Source organism: Kitasatospora sp. NPDC053308 (assembly GCF_055585785.1).
Window position 1 is genome coordinate 328,148 of the sequence record NZ_JBVJJY010000001.1, and the last position, 16,584, is coordinate 344,731.

Annotated in this window: 14 protein-coding genes; 7 read left to right on the forward strand and 7 right to left on the reverse strand. The window is 70.9% G+C overall.

What is annotated here, in order from left to right; all coding sequences use genetic code 11:
• Nucleotides 1–156 precede the first annotated feature (156 nt).
• Together ACZ6Y7_RS01515 and ACZ6Y7_RS01520 are read right to left on the reverse strand one after the other, a co-directional pair.
• Nucleotides 157–1,239: an inositol-3-phosphate synthase gene (locus ACZ6Y7_RS01515; protein ID WP_402223754.1), complete on the reverse strand. Its 1,083-nt coding sequence runs from the start codon at nucleotides 1,237–1,239 to the stop codon at nucleotides 157–159.
• A gap of 124 nt (nucleotides 1,240–1,363) precedes the next feature.
• Nucleotides 1,364–2,065, reverse strand: coding sequence for a PadR family transcriptional regulator (locus tag ACZ6Y7_RS01520; protein ID WP_465755845.1), 702 nt, complete (start codon nucleotides 2,063–2,065; stop codon nucleotides 1,364–1,366).
• A 374-nt stretch (nucleotides 2,066–2,439) separates the two neighbouring features.
• Between ACZ6Y7_RS01520 and ACZ6Y7_RS01525 the strand changes: the two genes are divergently transcribed.
• Together ACZ6Y7_RS01525 and ACZ6Y7_RS01530 are read left to right on the forward strand one after the other, a co-directional pair.
• Complete coding sequence (locus tag ACZ6Y7_RS01525) at nucleotides 2,440–5,070, forward strand: transglycosylase domain-containing protein (RefSeq protein ID WP_465755846.1); 2,631 nt, start codon at nucleotides 2,440–2,442, stop codon at nucleotides 5,068–5,070.
• Between the two features lie 155 nt (nucleotides 5,071–5,225).
• Nucleotides 5,226–6,803 (forward strand): glycosyltransferase family 87 protein, encoded by a 1,578-nt coding sequence (locus tag ACZ6Y7_RS01530; protein ID WP_465755847.1) that lies wholly within the window; start codon nucleotides 5,226–5,228, stop codon nucleotides 6,801–6,803.
• Between the two features lie 75 nt (nucleotides 6,804–6,878).
• Here ACZ6Y7_RS01530 and ACZ6Y7_RS01535 read toward each other — a convergent pair whose 3' ends face one another.
• The 3 genes from ACZ6Y7_RS01535 to ACZ6Y7_RS01545 all read right to left on the reverse strand — a co-directional run bounded on the left by ACZ6Y7_RS01535 (nucleotide 6,879) and on the right by ACZ6Y7_RS01545 (nucleotide 9,538).
• The gene (locus ACZ6Y7_RS01535) at nucleotides 6,879–7,913 is read right to left on the reverse strand and encodes an alanine racemase (protein ID WP_465755848.1); all 1,035 of its coding nucleotides are present in this window, start codon (nucleotides 7,911–7,913) and stop codon (nucleotides 6,879–6,881) included.
• A gap of 13 nt (nucleotides 7,914–7,926) precedes the next feature.
• Nucleotides 7,927–9,045 (reverse strand): lipid II:glycine glycyltransferase FemX, encoded by a 1,119-nt coding sequence (locus ACZ6Y7_RS01540; protein ID WP_465755849.1) that lies wholly within the window; start codon nucleotides 9,043–9,045, stop codon nucleotides 7,927–7,929.
• A gap of 193 nt (nucleotides 9,046–9,238) precedes the next feature.
• Nucleotides 9,239–9,538, reverse strand: coding sequence for a hypothetical protein (locus ACZ6Y7_RS01545; RefSeq protein ID WP_465755850.1), 300 nt, complete (start codon nucleotides 9,536–9,538; stop codon nucleotides 9,239–9,241).
• 319 nt (nucleotides 9,539–9,857) lie between these two features.
• Between ACZ6Y7_RS01545 and rpsF the strand changes: the two genes are divergently transcribed.
• The 4 genes from rpsF (at nucleotide 9,858) to rplI (ending at nucleotide 11,624) form a co-directional block, all read left to right on the forward strand.
• Nucleotides 9,858–10,148, forward strand: coding sequence for a 30S ribosomal protein S6 (gene rpsF, locus ACZ6Y7_RS01550; protein WP_030233085.1), 291 nt, complete (start codon nucleotides 9,858–9,860; stop codon nucleotides 10,146–10,148).
• A 96-nt stretch (nucleotides 10,149–10,244) separates the two neighbouring features.
• Nucleotides 10,245–10,844: a single-stranded DNA-binding protein gene (locus tag ACZ6Y7_RS01555; RefSeq protein ID WP_465755851.1), complete on the forward strand. Its 600-nt coding sequence runs from the start codon at nucleotides 10,245–10,247 to the stop codon at nucleotides 10,842–10,844.
• Nucleotides 10,845–10,923: 79 nt separating this feature from the next.
• Nucleotides 10,924–11,160 (forward strand): 30S ribosomal protein S18, encoded by a 237-nt coding sequence (gene rpsR, locus ACZ6Y7_RS01560; protein ID WP_030059640.1) that lies wholly within the window; start codon nucleotides 10,924–10,926, stop codon nucleotides 11,158–11,160.
• Nucleotides 11,161–11,177: 17 nt separating this feature from the next.
• Complete coding sequence (gene rplI, locus ACZ6Y7_RS01565; RefSeq protein WP_402223738.1) at nucleotides 11,178–11,624, forward strand: 50S ribosomal protein L9; 447 nt, start codon at nucleotides 11,178–11,180, stop codon at nucleotides 11,622–11,624.
• Nucleotides 11,625–11,735: 111 nt separating this feature from the next.
• On the opposite strand, the gene ACZ6Y7_RS01570 is transcribed toward rplI, so the two are convergent.
• Nucleotides 11,736–13,085 carry an MATE family efflux transporter gene (locus ACZ6Y7_RS01570; protein ID WP_465755852.1) on the reverse strand — a complete coding sequence of 450 codons (1,350 nt, stop codon included), beginning with the start codon at nucleotides 13,083–13,085 and terminating at the stop codon, nucleotides 11,736–11,738.
• Nucleotides 13,086–13,536: 451 nt separating this feature from the next.
• On the opposite strand from ACZ6Y7_RS01570, the gene dnaB reads away from it, so the two are divergent.
• Nucleotides 13,537–15,165 (forward strand): replicative DNA helicase, encoded by a 1,629-nt coding sequence (gene dnaB / locus ACZ6Y7_RS01575; RefSeq protein WP_465755853.1) that lies wholly within the window; start codon nucleotides 13,537–13,539, stop codon nucleotides 15,163–15,165.
• Nucleotides 15,166–15,283: 118 nt separating this feature from the next.
• On the opposite strand, the gene manA is transcribed toward dnaB, so the two are convergent.
• Nucleotides 15,284–16,483 (reverse strand): mannose-6-phosphate isomerase, class I, encoded by a 1,200-nt coding sequence (gene manA / locus ACZ6Y7_RS01580; RefSeq protein ID WP_465755854.1) that lies wholly within the window; start codon nucleotides 16,481–16,483, stop codon nucleotides 15,284–15,286.
• Between the last annotated feature and the right edge of the window lie 101 nt (nucleotides 16,484–16,584).

The following is a 16,584-nucleotide window of genomic DNA, read 5'->3' on the forward strand; positions in this document are numbered from 1 at the left end:
GGTGGTCGTTTCACGTGAAACATCGTCCACGGAAACGTGAAGGGCCCACGATCCGTAGACCGTGGGCCCTTCTCACGCACTGTCGGAGCTCAGCGCTCGGTGCTCAGCGCTCGGTGCTCAGCGCTCGGTGCTCGACATTCGCGAACCTCGCTGCGCTCAGCGCTCGACCTCGCCGCGGATGAACTTCTCGACGTTCTCCTTGGCCTCGTCGTCGAAGTACTGGACCGGCGGGGACTTCATGAAGTACGAGGAGGCCGACAGGATCGGGCCGCCGATGCCGCGGTCCTTGGCGATCTTCGCGGCGCGCACGGCGTCGATGATGACACCGGCGGAGTTCGGGGAGTCCCAGACCTCGAGCTTGTACTCCAGGTTCAGCGGGACGTCGCCGAACGCGCGACCCTCGAGGCGGACGTACGCCCACTTGCGGTCGTCCAGCCAGGCCACGTAGTCCGAGGGGCCGATGTGGACGTTCTTGTCGCCCAGCTCGCGGTCGCGGATCTGCGAGGTGACGGCCTGGGTCTTGGATATCTTCTTGGACTCCAGGCGCTCGCGCTCGAGCATGTTCTTGAAGTCCATGTTGCCGCCGACGTTCAGCTGCATGGTGCGCTCGAGGATGACACCGCGGTCCTCGAACAGCTTGGCCATCACGCGGTGCGTGATGGTGGCGCCGACCTGGGACTTGATGTCGTCACCGACGATCGGCACGCCGGCCTCGGTGAACTTGTCCGCCCACTCCTTGGTGCCCGCGATGAACACCGGCAGGGCGTTCACGAAGGCGACCTTGGCGTCGATGGCGCACTGGGCGTAGAACTTGGCCGCGTCCTCGGAGCCCACCGGCAGGTAGCAGACCAGGACGTCGACCTGCTGGTCCTTCAGGACCTGGACGACGTCGACCGGGGCCTCGTCCGACTCCTCGATGGTCTGCCGGTAGTACTTGCCCAGGCCGTCGAGGGTGTGGCCGCGCTGGACGGTGACGCCGGTCGGCGGCACGTCGCAGATCTTGATGGTGTTGTTCTCGCTGTTGCCGATGGCGTCGGCCAGGTCGAAGCCGACCTTCTTGGCGTCGACGTCGAAGGCCGCGACGAACTCCACGTCACGGACGTGGTAGTCGCCGAACTGGACGTGCATCAGCCCGGGGACCTTGCTCGCCGGGTCGGCGTCCTTGTAGTACTCGACGCCCTGCACCAGCGACGCGGCGCAGTTGCCGACGCCCACGATTGCTACGCGAACCGAACCCATGTCCGGGCTCCCTGTGATCTCATGAGGACCGCCGAGCCCGGCGGCACTCTCGTGCTTCTATCGATGATGCTTCGAAGGGCGCGAGGCGCCCGATCCTTCCGCGCGGCACAGGGCTGGCGCGGTGTCAGCGCTCCTGGTCGGAGCGCCCCGGGCGGTCGTACGGCGGCCCGGACGGGTCGGAGGACCCGCCCTCCCGGCCACGGCCGTCCGAAGTCTTGGGGGGGCCGGCGGTCGCGTTCCCGCCGCCGGCGGGTCCGGTCCGGCCGGTGCGGTTGGACCGCTCGGTCTCGATCAGCTCGTTGAGCCAACGGACCTCGCGCTCCACCGACTCCAGTCCGTGCCGCTGGAGTTCGACGGTGTAGTCGTCGAACCGCTCGCGGGCGCGGGCCAGCGAATTGCGCATCCGCTCCAGGCGCTCCTCCAGCCGACCGCGGCGCCCCTCCAGGACGCGCATCCGCACGGCGCGGTCGGTCTGGCCGAAGAACGCGAAGTGGACGCCGAAGTGCTCGTCCTCCCAGGCGTCCGGCCCGGAGTCGGCCAGCAGTTCCTCGAAGCGCTGCTTCCCCTCGGCGGAGAGCCGGTAGACGATCTTGGACCGCTTGCCGTTGAGGGCCGTGGCCGGGACGTACTCGACGTCCGGGTTGTCCTCGACCAGGAAGCCCTGGGCGACGAGGCTCTTCAGGCAGGGGTAGAGCGTTCCGTAGGAGAGTGCCCGGAAGGTTCCGAGCAGGATGTTGAGCCGCTTGCGCAGCTCGTAGCCGTGCATCGGAGCGTCATGGAGCAGGCCGAGAACGGCGAACTCCAGCACTCCCGAGCGTCTGCCCACTGCTGTCGTCCTCCTCCCTCTCGGCCGCGGCCCGGCCGCCGTATCCGGCAGTATTCCAGCGTGTCCGGCGGTATTCCGCTTCGATGTATCGGCTCGATATATCGAGAACAGTAAACCCGGCCCAGGGAACCGGCAAGTGGGGCTCGCGTGAATGTGATCACAAGCCGACGCGCGGGTGGGCTTGGCAACGGGCTTGTAATGATCTGTCGCCGTTTTGCGGTTATTGGCGAATTATGCCCGATTAGTTGTATTTCGCTGCTGCGTACGCTGTCGCGTGTGCACGAGGACCACCTCCGGGATCAGGGCGGTTGGCGGGCATCGGACGTGAACCCCTGCCTTCAGGTCGGAAACGCCTGGCGAGGAGTAGCTGGAAGATGAGCGAGCGACGGCGAAGGACGCCCGACCCGGGCGGTGACGGGCAGCAGCCCCCGGGAGGCGGCGGCCGTCGGGGAGGGCCGGGCCCTGACGAGCTGAGCTCGGACGGGATCGGCCGCCGACGCCCGTCGGGCGTCCGGGAGACCGCGCAGCAGCCGCGGATGACCCGCGCGGAGATGCGCAAGGCCGCCCAGAAGGGCGGCAAGGGAGCCGGCGGCGGTGGCCGGCGCGGTGCCGCCGGAGCCGCTGCCGCGGCCGCCGGGCCGGGCAAGAAGCGCTTCATCGACTACCCGCGGTTCGGCAAGACCGGGATCCGGCGCTGGCTGCCGTCCTGGAAGCAGTGGCTGAGCGGCTTCCTGTTCGTCTTCGGCTGCTTCGTCGGCCTGGTCTTCTACCTGTACCAGACCACCGAGATCCCCAACATGAACGAGCTGGTCAAGGGCCAGAACACGATCTACTACTGGGCGGACGGCACCGAGATGACCCGCAAGGGTCAGACCAACCGCCAGATCGTGCCGCTCGAGGAGATCAGCCCGAACCTGCAGAACGCCGTCATCGCCGCGGAGAACCAGAGCTTCCGCGACGACCACGGCATCGACCCCAAGGGCATGCTGCGCGCCCTCTACAACATGGCGAAGGGCGGGGAGACCCAGGGCGCCTCGACCATCACCCAGCAGTACGTCAAGAACGCCTACCTGAGCCAGGAGCAGACGATCTCCCGCAAGGTGCGGGAGTTCTTCATCACGCTGAAGGTCGACCAGAAGCTCGAGAAGAACGAGATCCTCAAGGGCTACCTGAACACCAGCTGGTTCGGCCGCGGCGCGAACGGCGCCCAGGCGGCCGCCCAGGCGTACTACGGCATCGACGCCAAGGACCTCGACGTCTGCCAGAGCGCCATGCTGGCCGGTCTGCTCAAGGGGGCGGCGTACTACGACCCCACCAACCCGGCCAACAAGGAGCGGGCCGAGGGGCGGTGGTCCTGGATCCTCGACCAGATGGTGAAGACCAAGGCCATCACCCCCGAGGAGCGGGCCAAGTGCACCGCGTTCCCGCAGCCGATCGCGCTCAAGCCCAGCTCGAACATGAACGGTGAGATCAGCTACCTGGTCGACACCGCCAACAAGTACGTGATGCAGACCGACAAGACGATCACCCAGCAGGTGCTCGACAAGGGCGGTCTGAAGATCTACACGACCTTCGAGAAGGACAAGGTCGACGCCCTGAAGAAGGCCGTGGACGACGTCAAGGCGGAGAACCTCAACCCGCAGAAGCGTCCGGACAACGACACCTTCATCCAGTTCGGCTCCGCCAGCATCCGCCCCGGCGACGGTGCGATCGTCGCCCTCTACGGCGGCGACGGCGTGGAGAACGGCCACTTCGACAACAACGCCGACGCCACCGGTGTCCAGGTCGGCTCGACCTTCAAGCCCTTCGTGCTGGCCACCGCGATGCAGGTCGGCGTGCAGACCGCGAAGGGCGACGACGGCAAGCCCAAGCGCATCAACGCGGACAGCCGCTACCTCGCCGACGACATGTCGGAGATCCGCAAGCCGGACGGCTCGCTGGTGATCGGCGACGACGGCAAGCCCTACCGGCAGAAGAACGAGGACGCCGGCAAGCGCGGCTACGTCTCGCTGCGGCAGGCCATGCAGTACTCGTACAACGTGCCCTTCGTCCAGCTCAACCAGGACGTCGGCGGGCAGAACGTCGCCGACATCGCGGTGCAGATGGGCGTCAAGAAGGAGAGCCTCGCCGACCCGAAGACCGCGACCTTCCCGCTCGGCACCTCCACCATCAGCCCGATCCGGATGGCCACCGCCTACGGCACCCTGGCGGCCAGCGGCAAGGAGGCCGAGCCGTACTCGGTCACCAAGGTCGAGGTGAGCGGCGTGGAGCGCCCGGGCTTCGGCAAGAAGGAGCCGAAGACCGCGCTGGAGCCGGCCGTCGCCGACAACGTCACCGACGTCCTGGTGAACGTGGCGGCGAAGGGCACCGGTACCAAGACCCTCGCGCTGGGCCGTCCGGTGGCGGGCAAGACCGGTACCACCGACCAGAACAAGTCGGCCTGGTGGGTCGGCTACACCCCGCAGCTGGTGACCAGTGTCGCGATGTGGCGAGAGGACCCGAACAAGCACGACCGGCTCTCGCTGAACGGCACCGGCGGCAAGGCGTCCATCCACGGTGGTGACATCCCGACCGACGTCTTCACCCGGTACATGGCGGCCGCGCTGGCCAACGAGAAGAAGCTGGACTTCCCGAACCCGCAGCCGGTCGGCACCGAGGTCGACTCCTCCGGCGCGCCGTCCACGGCCACGGCGGCCCCGACGCCGACCGCGGCCGACAGCCCGTCGGCCCCGGCCCAGACCCAGCAGCCGACGCAGCCGGTCCAGCCGCAGCAGCCGCAGCCCACCGCGACCTGCGTGCCCGGAGTGGACTGCCCCGGCGACCAGCCGACCCACACGCCGACCAAGAAGCCGGGCCCGACCACCACCTGCCTGATCCCCGGGCTGCCCAGCGGCTGCCAGACCCAGCCGACGCCCACGGACACCACCACCCCGGGCGGTGGCGGCAAGCCGGGCGGTGGCGGCGGCAAGCCGACCACCACACCCACCGGCGCACCGGCCGGGTAGCGGTCCGGCGAGAAGCCGACGGCGGTGGCGGTCCTCCTCGGAGGGCCGCCACCGCCGTTTTCGTCACGGTTCGCGGCCCCGGCCGCCGCGGACCGCCGCAGACCGTCGCGGGGTGCTCCTCGTCCCGGCGGGGATGGTGCGGCAGGATGTCCGGCATGACGTCGAGCGATCGTGACGAAACCGCCGGCCCGGTGGGGCCCGGCGCCGCCGCAGGGCCACCCCCGGCTGCCGTCGTTGCGGCCGCGCCGCCGGCCAACACCGTGGTCGTCCCGGCCGACGAGGACCCGGTGGCGGCGGCCGGCAGCGAGGTGATCGGCGGGCCGCCCGGACGCCGGGCGCTGCTCGGCGTCTCCTGGTGGATCCCGGCGCGCTTCCTGGCGCTCGCGGTGATCGTGGTCTCGGTGCTCGGCATGGTGCAGAAGCTGCCCTGCTACCAGCAGGCCTGGTTCCAGCCGGGCTCGCCGCAGTACATCCACGCCTGCTACAGCGACATCCCGCACCTGTTCTCCGGCCGGGGCTTCGCGGCCGGGCTGCACCCGTACGTGGACCGGATCCCGGGCTCCTCGGGGGACCTGCAGTACCTGGAGTACCCGGTGCTGACCGGCCTGTTCATGCAGGTCGCGGCCTGGCTGACGCCCGGCGGGGGTGACCAGCAGAGCCAGGAGCAGTGGTTCTGGGCGATCAACGCCGGACTGCTGATGGCCTGCGCGGTGGTCGCCGTGGTGGCGCTCACCCGGACCCACCGGCGCCGCCCCTGGGACGCCCTGCTGTTCGCGCTGGCGCCCGTCCTGCTGCTCAACGGCACGGTCAACTGGGACCTGCTCGCGGTCGCGCTCGCCGCCGTGGCGATGGCCTGGTGGGCCGGCTCCCGTCCCGGCTGGGCCGGCGTCTTCATCGGCCTGGCCACCGCCGCCAAGCTCTACCCGCTGCTGCTGATCGGGCCGCTGCTGGTGCTCTGCTGGCGGGCCGGCAAGTGGCGCGCGTTCCGGGCCGTGCTGGGCGGTGCGGTGGGCTCCTGGCTGGTGGTCAACCTGCCGATCATGCTCGCCAACTGGCAGGGCTGGTCGACCTTCTACGTGTTCAGCAAGCACCGCGGCGAGGACTACGGCTCGTTCTGGCTGATCCTGATGCAGATCCGCGGCGTCGGACTGGCCGACCTCGACCTCGTCATCGGCGTGCTGATGGTGCTGGGCTGCCTGGCCATAGCGTGGCTCGGCTTCTCGGCGCCGCGCCGGCCGCGCCTCGCCCAGCTGGCCTTCCTGGTGGTCGCGCTGTTCGTGCTGGTCAACAAGGTGTACTCGCCGCAGTACGCGCTCTGGCTGCTGCCGCTCGCGGTGCTGGCCCGGCCCCGCTGGCGGGACTTCCTGATCTGGCAGGCCTGCGAGGTGCTCTACACCCTGGGCATCTGGTCCCACCTGGGCTTCGTCACCGGGCCCAAGCAGCACGGGATCGGCGAGGCCTGGTACCACTTCGCGATCGGGCTGCACCTGGTCGGCACGCTGTACCTGGTCACCCTGGTCGTCCGCGACGTCCTGTACCCGGACCGCGACCCGGTCCGCTGGGACGGCAGCGACGACCCCTCCGGCGGGGTGCTGGACCGCGCCCCCGACGTGTTCGTGCTGGGCACCGCTCGGCGGCTGCGCGAGGAGGAGAGCTACGCCGCGTACGCGCCGGCCGGCCCCGAGCAGTGGCTCAGCGAGCCGCACCCGCCGGAGCCGGCCGAGAAGCCGTGAACCGGGCGTGAGCCCGGTGGAGGCCGGCCCGGTGAGGGCCGGCCCGGTGAGGGCCGGCCCGGCGAAGGGGTGGGCCTAGCGGTCCACCACGCGGTCGAAGTGCGTGGTGGTGTGGCGGACCTGGAGGCCGAGCTCCTCGCCGATCGCCGGGGGCTTGGTCTCGCCGTCCAGGAACAGCAGCGAGACCTGCATGTGCGGCGGCTCGGCGAACCAGAGCTGCTTGCCGGCCCAGTGGAACGGCGACTTGGTCTTGTTGACCGTCGCCAGGCCGGCCCGGGCGATGCCCTTGGCCCGCGCGCCCATGCTCTGCACGTACTTGGGCGCCTCCAGGCCGATGCCGTGCGCCGTGCCGCCGGCGACCACCAGGATGTGGCCGTCGGTCGGCGCCGGGTGCTGGCGGTAGCCGTAGCGGTCGCCCTTCTTCACCGGGGTGACGTCCAGGACGGTGGCCCGGACCTCCAGCGCGGCGTGGTCGCCCAGCCAGAGCCGGGTGCCGATCCGGGCCCGGAAGACGGTCTGCGGGTAGCGCTGGGCCAGCTGCTCCATGCCGGCCGCGCCGAGGTGGCTGACGAACACGGTGTGCACCGGGACGCCGGCCGCGCGGGCGGTGTCCACCCAGTACGCGACCTCCTCGACCGGGCTGGAGCCGTCCGGCCGGTCCATCGGCAGGTGCAGCGCCAGGCCCTCGAAGGCGACGCCCTCCAGCTCGGCGGCGACGGTGCGCAGGTCGGCCGCGCTCACGCCGTGCCGGCGCATGGTGGTCATGCACTCCAGCACCACCCGGGCGCCGTGCAGCGACCGCAGCGCGTCCACGCTCGCCACCGTCCGGATCACCCGGGCGTGCGGCAGCGGCAGCACCTCCTCGCCGACCCGGTACGGGGTGAGCACCAGCAGCTCGCCGCCGTACCACTCGGCGGCGTCGGCCGCCTCGTACGCGGTACCGACGGCGAGCACACCGGTGCCCAGCAGCGTCGCCTCCTCGGCCAGCCGGTGGTTGCCCAGGCCGTAGCCGTTCCCCTTGGCGACCGGCACCAGGCCGGGGAACTCGGCGAGGACGGAGCGCTGGTGGGTGCGCCAGCGTTCGGTGTCGAGGTAGAGCGACAGCGTCATCGGGTCAGCCTCCTCAGCGGCGGGACATGTAGAGGTCGAGGGCCTTGTGCAGCAGCTTGTTCAGCGGGAAGTCCCACTCGCCGAGGTACTCGGCCGCCTGGCCGCCGGTGCCGACCTTGAACTGGATCAGGCCGAACAGGTGGTCGTTCTCGTCCAGGGTGTCGCTGATGCCGCGCAGGTCGTACACCCCGCCGCCGAGGGCGTAGGAGTCGCGCATCATCCGCCACTGGATGGCGTTCGACGGCTTGACCTCGCGCTTGTGGTTGGCCGAGGCGCCGTAGGAGTACCAGACGTGCTCGCCGACCACGAGCATGGTGGTGGCGGCCAGCGGCTCGCCCTCGTGGTAGGCGATGTACAGCCGCATGCGGTTCGGGTCCTCGGCGGTGAGGGCCTTCCACATGCGCTGGAAGTAGGACAGCGGGCGCGGGGTGAAACGGTCGCGCTCGGCGGTGACCAGGTAGAGCTGGTGGAAGATCGGCAGCTCGTCGTAGCCGCCCTGGAACACCTCGACGCCGCTCTTCTCGGCCTTCTTGATGTTGCGGCGCCACAGCTGGTTGAAGTTCTTGTGGATGTCGTCCAGCGAGCGGTTGGCCAGCGGCACCTGGAAGACGTACCGGGGCTGGACGTCGCCGAAGCCGGCGCCGCCGTCCTCGCCCTGCAGCCAGCCCGACTTGCGCAGCCGGTCGGCCACCTCGAAGGCGCGCGCCTCGTACCAGTCGGGCTCGACGTCGCGCAGGCGCTTGGCCTGCTTGCCGGCGATGGCCTCCTTGATGGTGGGGGCGTTCCAGCGGCGGATGACCACCGGCGGGCCCATCTTCACCGAGAACGCGCCCTGCGCCTTCAGGTGCGCCAGCATCGGGGAGAGCCAGCGGTCCAGGTCCCGGTCGAACCAGTCGATGACCGGGCCCTCGGGCAGGTAGGCGAGGTACCGCTTGAGCTTCGGCAGCTGGCGGTAGAGCACCAGGCCGGCGCCGACGATCTGGTCGGCGTCGTCGAACCAGCCGATCGACTCGGACCGCCACTCGGCCTTGACGTCGCCCCACGACGGCACCTGCATGTGGCTGGCCGAGGCGCGGCTCCTGATGAAGGCGAGGTGCTCCTCGCGGGTGATCGTCCTCAGGCGCAGGCTCATTGCTCGGTGCTCCTCGTCGGTCGGGCTGCGGTGGGCCCCGGGTTCTCGGGCTGACCTTATCGTCCGGGGCCCGGGCGTCCGTCGTGGGCGGGCACGACGGCGCCCCCTTCGCGTACCTGTCTCCTTGCAGATACGCGAAGGGGGCGCCGAGGGTTCCGGACGCGCCCGGCGGGGCCGTTCCGCGGGGGCCGGCTCAGCCCCAGAGGCCGCCGCGGGCGACCCCGAGGTAGAAGCCGAGCGCGGACGCGCCGAGCGTGATCATCAGGACGAAGCGCTCGGCGGTGGTCACCGAGACGAACATGCCGTAGAGCCCCGTCACGATGCCGGCCAGGCCGGTCCACGAGGTCAGCACGTGCAGGTTGTAGAAGAACGAGGTGGTGAAGGCGATCACACCCAGGACCGCGGTGAGGGCGACCAGGGTGTTCTCGCGGGGGTGCGGGTGGCCGTCGGTGTTCAGCGTGAGCGCGGGCATGCGGTGGACGGACTGGGCCATGAGTCCCACCTCCTGGCGTGGAGACGAACGGGCAGGAATCCCGTTCCGTCCAGATTGCGGTGCTTGGGTCGCTCTCACAACCCCTATGCGTTTTGTTCGGCCGTACGGGTGCGGGTAGGCTGTGCCGTCTGCACTGGTGTAGTTGTGCCCCCTTGCGCCCTCTTCCGGGTGACACCCCCTTCCGGGTGGACGGGGCCCGACTGTCGGACCCGCCCGCTACGGTGGGCCGGAGTCGTCACTGCTCCGGTGCCGACGCTACGCACAACCCTCCTGCCACGGAGAGACCGTGGCCGTTGAGTCCAAAGGAGGTGGGTTACCCATGCGTCACTACGAGGTGATGGTGATCCTCGACCCGTCGGTCGAGGAGCGCGCTGTCTCCCCCCTGATCGAGAACTTCCTCACTGTCGTCCGCAACGGCGGCGGCAAGGTGGAGAAGGTCGACACCTGGGGTCGTCGCCGTCTGGCTTACGAGATCAACAAGCAGTCCGAGGGCATCTACTCGGTCATCGACCTGAAGGCCACGCCTGAGGTCGTCAAGGAGCTCGACCGCCAGATGGGCCTGAGCGAGTCGGTTCTGCGGACCAAGGTCCTGCGCCCGGACACCCACTGAGCCACCTCTGAGGCCTTCGGGTCTCGGGTAGCTCGCGTCCGCTGTTTCACGTGAAACAGCGGTGAACGGACATCTTCCCGAGAGGTCATCACCACCATGGCAGGCGAGACCGTCATCACCCTCGTCGGCAATCTCGTCGACGACCCCGAGCTGCGCTTCACCCCGTCGGGTGCGGCGGTCGCGAAGTTCCGCATCGCGTCCACCCCCCGCACCTTCGACCGTCAGACGAACGAGTGGAAGGACGGCGAGAGCCTCTTCCTCACGTGCAACGTCTGGCGGCAGCCGGCGGAGAACGTGGCCGAGTCGCTGCAGCGCGGCATGCGCGTCATCGTGCAGGGCCGACTGCGCCAGCGGTCTTACGAGACCAAGGAAGGCGAGAAGCGGACGGTCTTCGAGGTCGAGGTCGACGAGGTCGGCCCGAGCCTGCGGTCGGCGACCGCCAAGGTCACCCGGGCCAACCGGTCCGGCGGCCCCGGTGGCGGCTTCGGCGGCCAGCAGGGCGGCGGCCAGGGCGGTGGCGGCTGGGGCGGCGGTGGCGGCCAGCAGGGCGGCGGCTGGGGTGGCAACTCCGGCGGCCAGTCCGGCCCCTCCGAGGACCCCTGGGCCTCCAGCGCCCCCTCCGGTGGAAACCAGGGCGGCGGCTGGGGTGCCCCGTCCGGTGGTGGCGGCGGCTACTCGGAAGAGCCCCCGTTCTAAGAGCTGACAGATTTCGTGCGGCCCGGCCGCCGGCGTCCCCGGACGCCCGCCGGGCCGTGAACCCCAAATGGAGCACACAATGGCGAAGCCGCCTGCTCGCAAGCCGAAGAAGAAGGTTTGCGTCTTCTGCAAGGACAAGGTCAACTACGTTGACTACAAGGACACGAACCTGCTGCGGAAGTACATCTCCGACCGCGGCAAGATCCGTGCCCGCCGGGTCACCGGCAACTGCACCCAGCACCAGCGTGACGTCGCCACGGCCGTGAAGAACAGCCGTGAGATGGCGCTGCTGCCCTACACCAGCACCGCGCGCTAAGAGAGGGTGACCGAGTAATGAAGATCATCCTCACGCACGAGGTGCCGGGTCTCGGCTCCGCCGGCGAGGTCGTCGAGGTCAAGGACGGCTACGCCCGCAACTACCTGGTCCCGCGTGGCTACGCCATCCGCTGGACCAAGGGCGGTCAGAAGGACGTCGACGCCATCCGTCGCGCCCGCAAGATCCACGAGATCCAGACCCTCGAGGCCGCCAACGAGGTCAAGGGTCAGCTCGAGGGCGTCCAGGTCAAGCTGGCCGTCCGCTCGGGCGACGCCGGCCGTCTGTTCGGCTCGGTGACCCAGGCCGACGTCGTCGAGGCCATCAAGGCCGCCGGCGGCCCGTCGGTGGACAAGCGCGCCGTCGCGATCGCCTCGCCGATCAAGACCGTGGGCACCCACAAGGTCTCGGTCAAGCTGCACTCCGACGTCCAGGCCAACCTGGACATCGCGGTCGTCGCTGCCTGAGTTCCGTAGCAGTGGCCCGAGGGCCGGACTCCTCCCGGAGTCCGGCCCTCGGTCGTTCCCGCGGCAGGCGGGCGGGAAGGTACGCCCCGAGGCGTGTCCGTCAGCCACGCCTCAGCCGCGCACGGCGCCCGTGACCAGCCACTTGCCGCCGCGCGCCCGCGCGACCAGGAAGGCGGCGCGGACCAGCATGAACAGGTTCATCGCCCACCAGAGCCCGGCCAGCCCGGCGCCGGCGGCCGGGACGGCGAAGGCCGCCGGGGCGAACACCGCCAGGGTCGCGAGCGCGGCCCGGGCCAGGTACGGGCCGTCCCCGGCGCCCATCAGCACGCCGTCCAGGACGAAGACCAGGCCGGCCACCGGCTGGCTGAGCGCGAGCAGCAGCAGGGCGGTGTCCAGCTGGGCGTGGACGGCCGGGTCCGGCGTGAACAGCGGGACGTACAGCGGGCGGGCGGCGACCACCAGCAGGCCGAGCACCACCCCCGAGCCGATGCCCCACTCGACCATCCGCCGGGTGGCGGCCCTGGCGCCGGGGACGTCCGAGGCACCCAGGTAGCGGCCGATGATGGCCTGCCCGGCGATCGCGATGGCGTCCAGCGCGAAGGCCAGGAAGCTGAACAGCGTCATGGCGATCTGGTGCGCGGCCACCTGGTCGTCGCCGAGCCGGGCGGCCACCGCGGTGGCGATCATCAGCACCGCGCGCAGGCTGATCGTCCGGACCAGCAGCGGGCCGCCGGCCCTGGCACTGGCCCGGATGCCCGCCGCGTCCGGCCGCAGCGAGGCCCGCTCCCGGCGGGCGCCGCGGACGACCACGACCAGGTAGGCGGCGGCCATCCCGGTCTGCGCGAGCACGGTGCCCCAGGCCGAGCCGGCCACCCCGAGCCCGGCCCCGTACACCAGGCCCGCGTTCAGGCCGATGTTGGCGGTGAACCCCGCGACGGCCACCACCAGCGGTGTCCGGGTGTCCTGGAGGCCGCGCAGCACGCCGGTGGCGGCCAGCACCATGAGCATCGCCGGGATGCCCAGGGAGCTGATCCGCAGGTACGTCACCGCGTAGGGCGCGGCGGTCGGCGAGGCGCCCAGGACCTCGGCCACCCACGGGGCCGCCAGCAGGGCGGCCAGGACCACCGGGACGGCCAGGCCTAGGGCGAGCCAGATGCCGTCCACGCCCTGCTGCACCGCGCCCCGGCGGTCCCCGGCGCCGATCCGGCGGGCGACCGCCGCGGTGGTGGCGTAGGCGAGGAAGACGAACACGCCGGTCGCGGTGGTGAGCGCGGCCGAGGCGACGCCGACCCCGGCCAGCTGGGGGGTGCCGAGGTGCCCGACGATCGCCGAGTCGGCCATCAGGAACAGCGGTTCGGCGACCAGCGCGCCGAAGGCCGGGACGGCCAGGGAGAGGATCTCCCGGTCGTGCCGGCGCCGGGCGGGGGCCGGCCGGGTGTCGTGGGGCGGCGAGGCGGTCATGGGCTCCAGGCTACTCATCCACAGGTAATGGACGGAAGGCCCATGCAACCATTACTCGAAATCTTGAGCGATGCCGCTCGTCCGCTTGGTGCCCACAGCCGTTCGGAGGTGTGTGAAGAATTTCTCATGCACAGGCCCGGGAAGAGGTAATACCAGGTCAGCAAGTTGACGGTGGATCGATCGTCCGGTTATCCACAGGGACGTCCACAGGGGTGTCCACAGCTTTGCGGCAGTTCTCCACAGGCCCGGGCCACTCATCCACACCCCCTGTGGATAACCGTCTTGGCGCAAGGGCGTCCGGCGCCTTAGCGTGGGCCGTCCGCCCGACACTCCCAGCGCCCCGGCGTCCGATTTGTCGGAGCCGTGGCGTACAAAGAGGAGCGGATCCGCTCCACCCAGCCACCGGCAAGGCCCGCTCCAACTCGCACCACTCGCTGATCGGGGAACACGCGTGACCGGCCCCCAGTACGACGACCACGACGCCCCGCCGCCGGAGGAGGACTGGCAGAACGCCGAGGACCCCTTCCCGGCCGGTGCCTTCGACGACGCCCCCTTCCCGGACGGCCCCGGTGACCGGCTCCCGGTCTCGCGCAGCCGCAGTGGCCAGGGCGGCCAGGGCGGTGGCCGCGACGGCTTCCAGAAGGGCGGCTTCCAGGGCGGCAAGGGCGGCCGGAGCGGCTCGGCGCGCGAGGGCGGCCAGCGGGACGGCGGCTGGCAGCGGCGCGGTGAGGGCGACGGCGAGGGCGGCGTGGACGGCTTCGAGCGCGTCCCCCCGCAGGACCTCGCGGCCGAGCAGTCCGTCCTCGGCGGCATGCTGCTGTCCAAGGACGCCATCGCCGACGTGGTCGAGGTGCTCAAGCCGGCCGACTACTACCGGCCCGCGCACGAGATGATCCACGGCGCGATCCTCGACCTCTACGCCCGGGGCGAGCCGGCCGACCCGATCACCGTGGCCGGCGAGCTGACCAAGCGCGGCGAGCTCCAGCGCGTCGGCGGCGCCTCCTACCTGCACACCCTGGTCAACTCCGTCCCGACCGCGGCCAACGCCGAGTACTACGCCCAGATCGTCCACGAGCGTGCCGTGCTGCGTCGCCTGGTCGAGGCGGGCACCCGGATCGCCGGCATGGGCTACGCCGCCGAGGGCGACGTGGACGAGATCGTCAACGCGGCCCAGGCGGAGATCTACGCCGTCACCGAGCAGCGCACCAACGAGGACTACGCGCCGCTCGCCGACATCATGGAGGGCGCGCTCGACGAGATCGAGGCGATCGGCTCCCGCAACGGCCAGATGTCCGGCGTGCCGACCGGCTTCGCCGACTTCGACCAGCTCACCAACGGCCTGCACCCCGGCCAGATGATCGTCATCGCCGCCCGTCCCGCGATGGGCAAGTCCACCCTCGCGCTGGACTTCGCACGGGCCTGCTCGATCCACCACAAGCTGCCGAGCGTGATCTTCTCGCTCGAAATGGGGCGCAACGAGATCGCCATGCGCCTGCTCTCCGCCGAGGCCCGGGTCGCGCTGCACCACATGCGCTCCGGGAACATGACGGACGACGACTGGACCCGGGTCGCCCGGCGGATGCCCGACGTCAGCGAGGCGCCGCTGTTCATCGACGACTCTCCGAACCTGTCGATGATGGAGATCCGCGCCAAGTGCCGCCGGCTCAAGCAGCGCAACGACATCAAGCTGATCGTCATCGACTACCTCCAGCTGATGCAGTCCGGCGGCTCCCGCCGGGCCGAGAACCGCCAGCAGGAGGTCTCGGACATGTCCCGTAACCTCAAGCTGCTGGCCAAGGAACTGGAAGTCCCGGTCATCGCGCTCTCCCAGCTGAACCGTGGCCCCGAGCAGCGCACCGACAAGCGGCCGATGGTCTCCGACCTGCGTGAGTCCGGCTCGATCGAGCAGGACGCCGACATGGTCATCCTGCTGCACCGCGAGGACGCCTACGAGAAGGAGTCCCCGCGCGCGGGCGAGGCGGACCTGATCGTCGCCAAGCACCGCAACGGTCCGACCGCGACCATCACGGTGGCCTTCCAGGGCCACTACTCGCGCTTCGTCGACATGACCCGGGACTGACCGTACGGACAGCGGTTCGTTCGAGCCCGACCCCGGCCGGGCCGGCCCCACCCGAACGGGCCCACGCCCGGCGGCGCGTCGTGGCGTCGTGGTGTCGTGCCGTCGGAGCGGTGGGGTGTCAGAGGGTGACGGTGGCCCGGAAGAGCGTGGTGCCGGTGCCGGTGAGGCGGGTCGGGGTGCCGGTGGCGGGGAGGAAGGCGGACTGGCCGCGGCCGAGGTCCAGGACGGTGCCGTCGGCGGCGGTGAGGCGGGCGGTGCCCTCGGTGCAGAGCAGGATCTGCGGGGTGCGGCCGTCGATCGCGCGCTCGACGCCGTCCAGCACGAAGCGGGAGAGCCGGAACTCGTCGATCGGGACGGGGTAGAGCTCCTCGCCGGGGGTGGCCTCGACCTCGACGGGGGTCTGCACCGCGGGGGCGCCGGACTCGAAGACCACGACCTTCAGCAGCTCCGGCACGTCGATGTGCTTCGGGGTGAGGCCGGCCCGCAGCACGTTGTCGGAGTTGGCCTGCAGCTCGACGCAGGCGCCGGACAGGTAGGCGTGCGGCACCCCGGCGCCCAGGTAGAGCGCCTCGCCGGCCCGCAGCCGGAAGTGGTTGAGCAGCAGGCCGGCGAGCAGCCCTCGGTCGTCCGGGAAGTCCTTGGCGATCCGGGCGTACGGGGCGTAGGACCGGTCCGGACCACCGGTGTCGTGCTCCGCCAGTGCCGACGCGGTCGCCCGGACGGCCCGCAGGGCGGTCTCGTCGTCCATGGTGAGGATGGCGGCCAGCGTGCCGCGCAGCGCCGCGGTCTCGTCCTCGGCCGCCAGCAGGGCGATCAGCGGGTCCAGCTCGGGCACCGAGAGCCGGGCCATCAGCTCGGCCGCCCCGGTGGCCGGGCGGAACCCGCAGAGGCCCTCGAACTCGCCCAGGGCGCAGATCATTTCGGGCTTGTGGTTGGCGTCGCGGTAGCTGCGCTCGGGGGCGTCCAGCGGGATCCCGAGGGCGTTCTCGGCGGCGAAGCCGGCGCGGGCCTGCTCGATCGTGGGGTGGGCCTGGATCGACAGCGGGGTGCCCGCGGCGAGGACCTTGAAGAGGAACGGCAGGGTCGGGCCGAACCGGGCCACGGTCGCGGCGCCCAGCTCGCCCTCGGGGTCGGCCGCGATCAGCTCGTCCAGTCGGCGCGGGCCGTCCCCCCGGTCGGCGCGGGAGGGGTCGCCGGGGTGGGCGCCCATCCACAACTCCGCCTGTGGTTCCCCGGTCGGCTGCTGCCCGAGCAGTTCGGGCAGGGCCGTGAGCGACCCCCAGGCGTACGGGCGGACGGTGTTGACGAGCCTGTCCATGCGCGCGGTCCTACTCCTTCGCGGTCTGGGCCGGTGTGCCGGATAGCCGGGGGCGGGCCCGGCGCTGCGGGCGGTCCGGGCACGGGCAAGGGCATCGACCC

Coding starts and splice junctions, on each gene's coding strand:
- ACZ6Y7_RS01515 (WP_402223754.1), bottom strand. CDS start 1,239: ATGGGTTCGGTTCGCGTAGCAATCGTGGGCGTCGGCAACTGCGCCGCG.
- ACZ6Y7_RS01525 (WP_465755846.1), top strand. CDS start 2,440: ATGAGCGAGCGACGGCGAAGGACGCCCGACCCGGGCGGTGACGGGCAG.
- ACZ6Y7_RS01530 (WP_465755847.1), top strand. CDS start 5,226: ATGACGTCGAGCGATCGTGACGAAACCGCCGGCCCGGTGGGGCCCGGC.
- ACZ6Y7_RS01535 (WP_465755848.1), bottom strand. CDS start 7,913: ATGACGCTGTCGCTCTACCTCGACACCGAACGCTGGCGCACCCACCAG.
- ACZ6Y7_RS01540 (WP_465755849.1), bottom strand. CDS start 9,045: ATGAGCCTGCGCCTGAGGACGATCACCCGCGAGGAGCACCTCGCCTTC.
- ACZ6Y7_RS01545 (WP_465755850.1), bottom strand. CDS start 9,538: ATGGCCCAGTCCGTCCACCGCATGCCCGCGCTCACGCTGAACACCGAC.
- rpsF (WP_030233085.1), top strand. CDS start 9,858: ATGCGTCACTACGAGGTGATGGTGATCCTCGACCCGTCGGTCGAGGAG.
- ACZ6Y7_RS01555 (WP_465755851.1), top strand. CDS start 10,245: ATGGCAGGCGAGACCGTCATCACCCTCGTCGGCAATCTCGTCGACGAC.
- rpsR (WP_030059640.1), top strand. CDS start 10,924: ATGGCGAAGCCGCCTGCTCGCAAGCCGAAGAAGAAGGTTTGCGTCTTC.
- rplI (WP_402223738.1), top strand. CDS start 11,178: ATGAAGATCATCCTCACGCACGAGGTGCCGGGTCTCGGCTCCGCCGGC.
- ACZ6Y7_RS01570 (WP_465755852.1), bottom strand. CDS start 13,085: ATGACCGCCTCGCCGCCCCACGACACCCGGCCGGCCCCCGCCCGGCGC.
- manA (WP_465755854.1), bottom strand. CDS start 16,483: ATGGACAGGCTCGTCAACACCGTCCGCCCGTACGCCTGGGGGTCGCTC.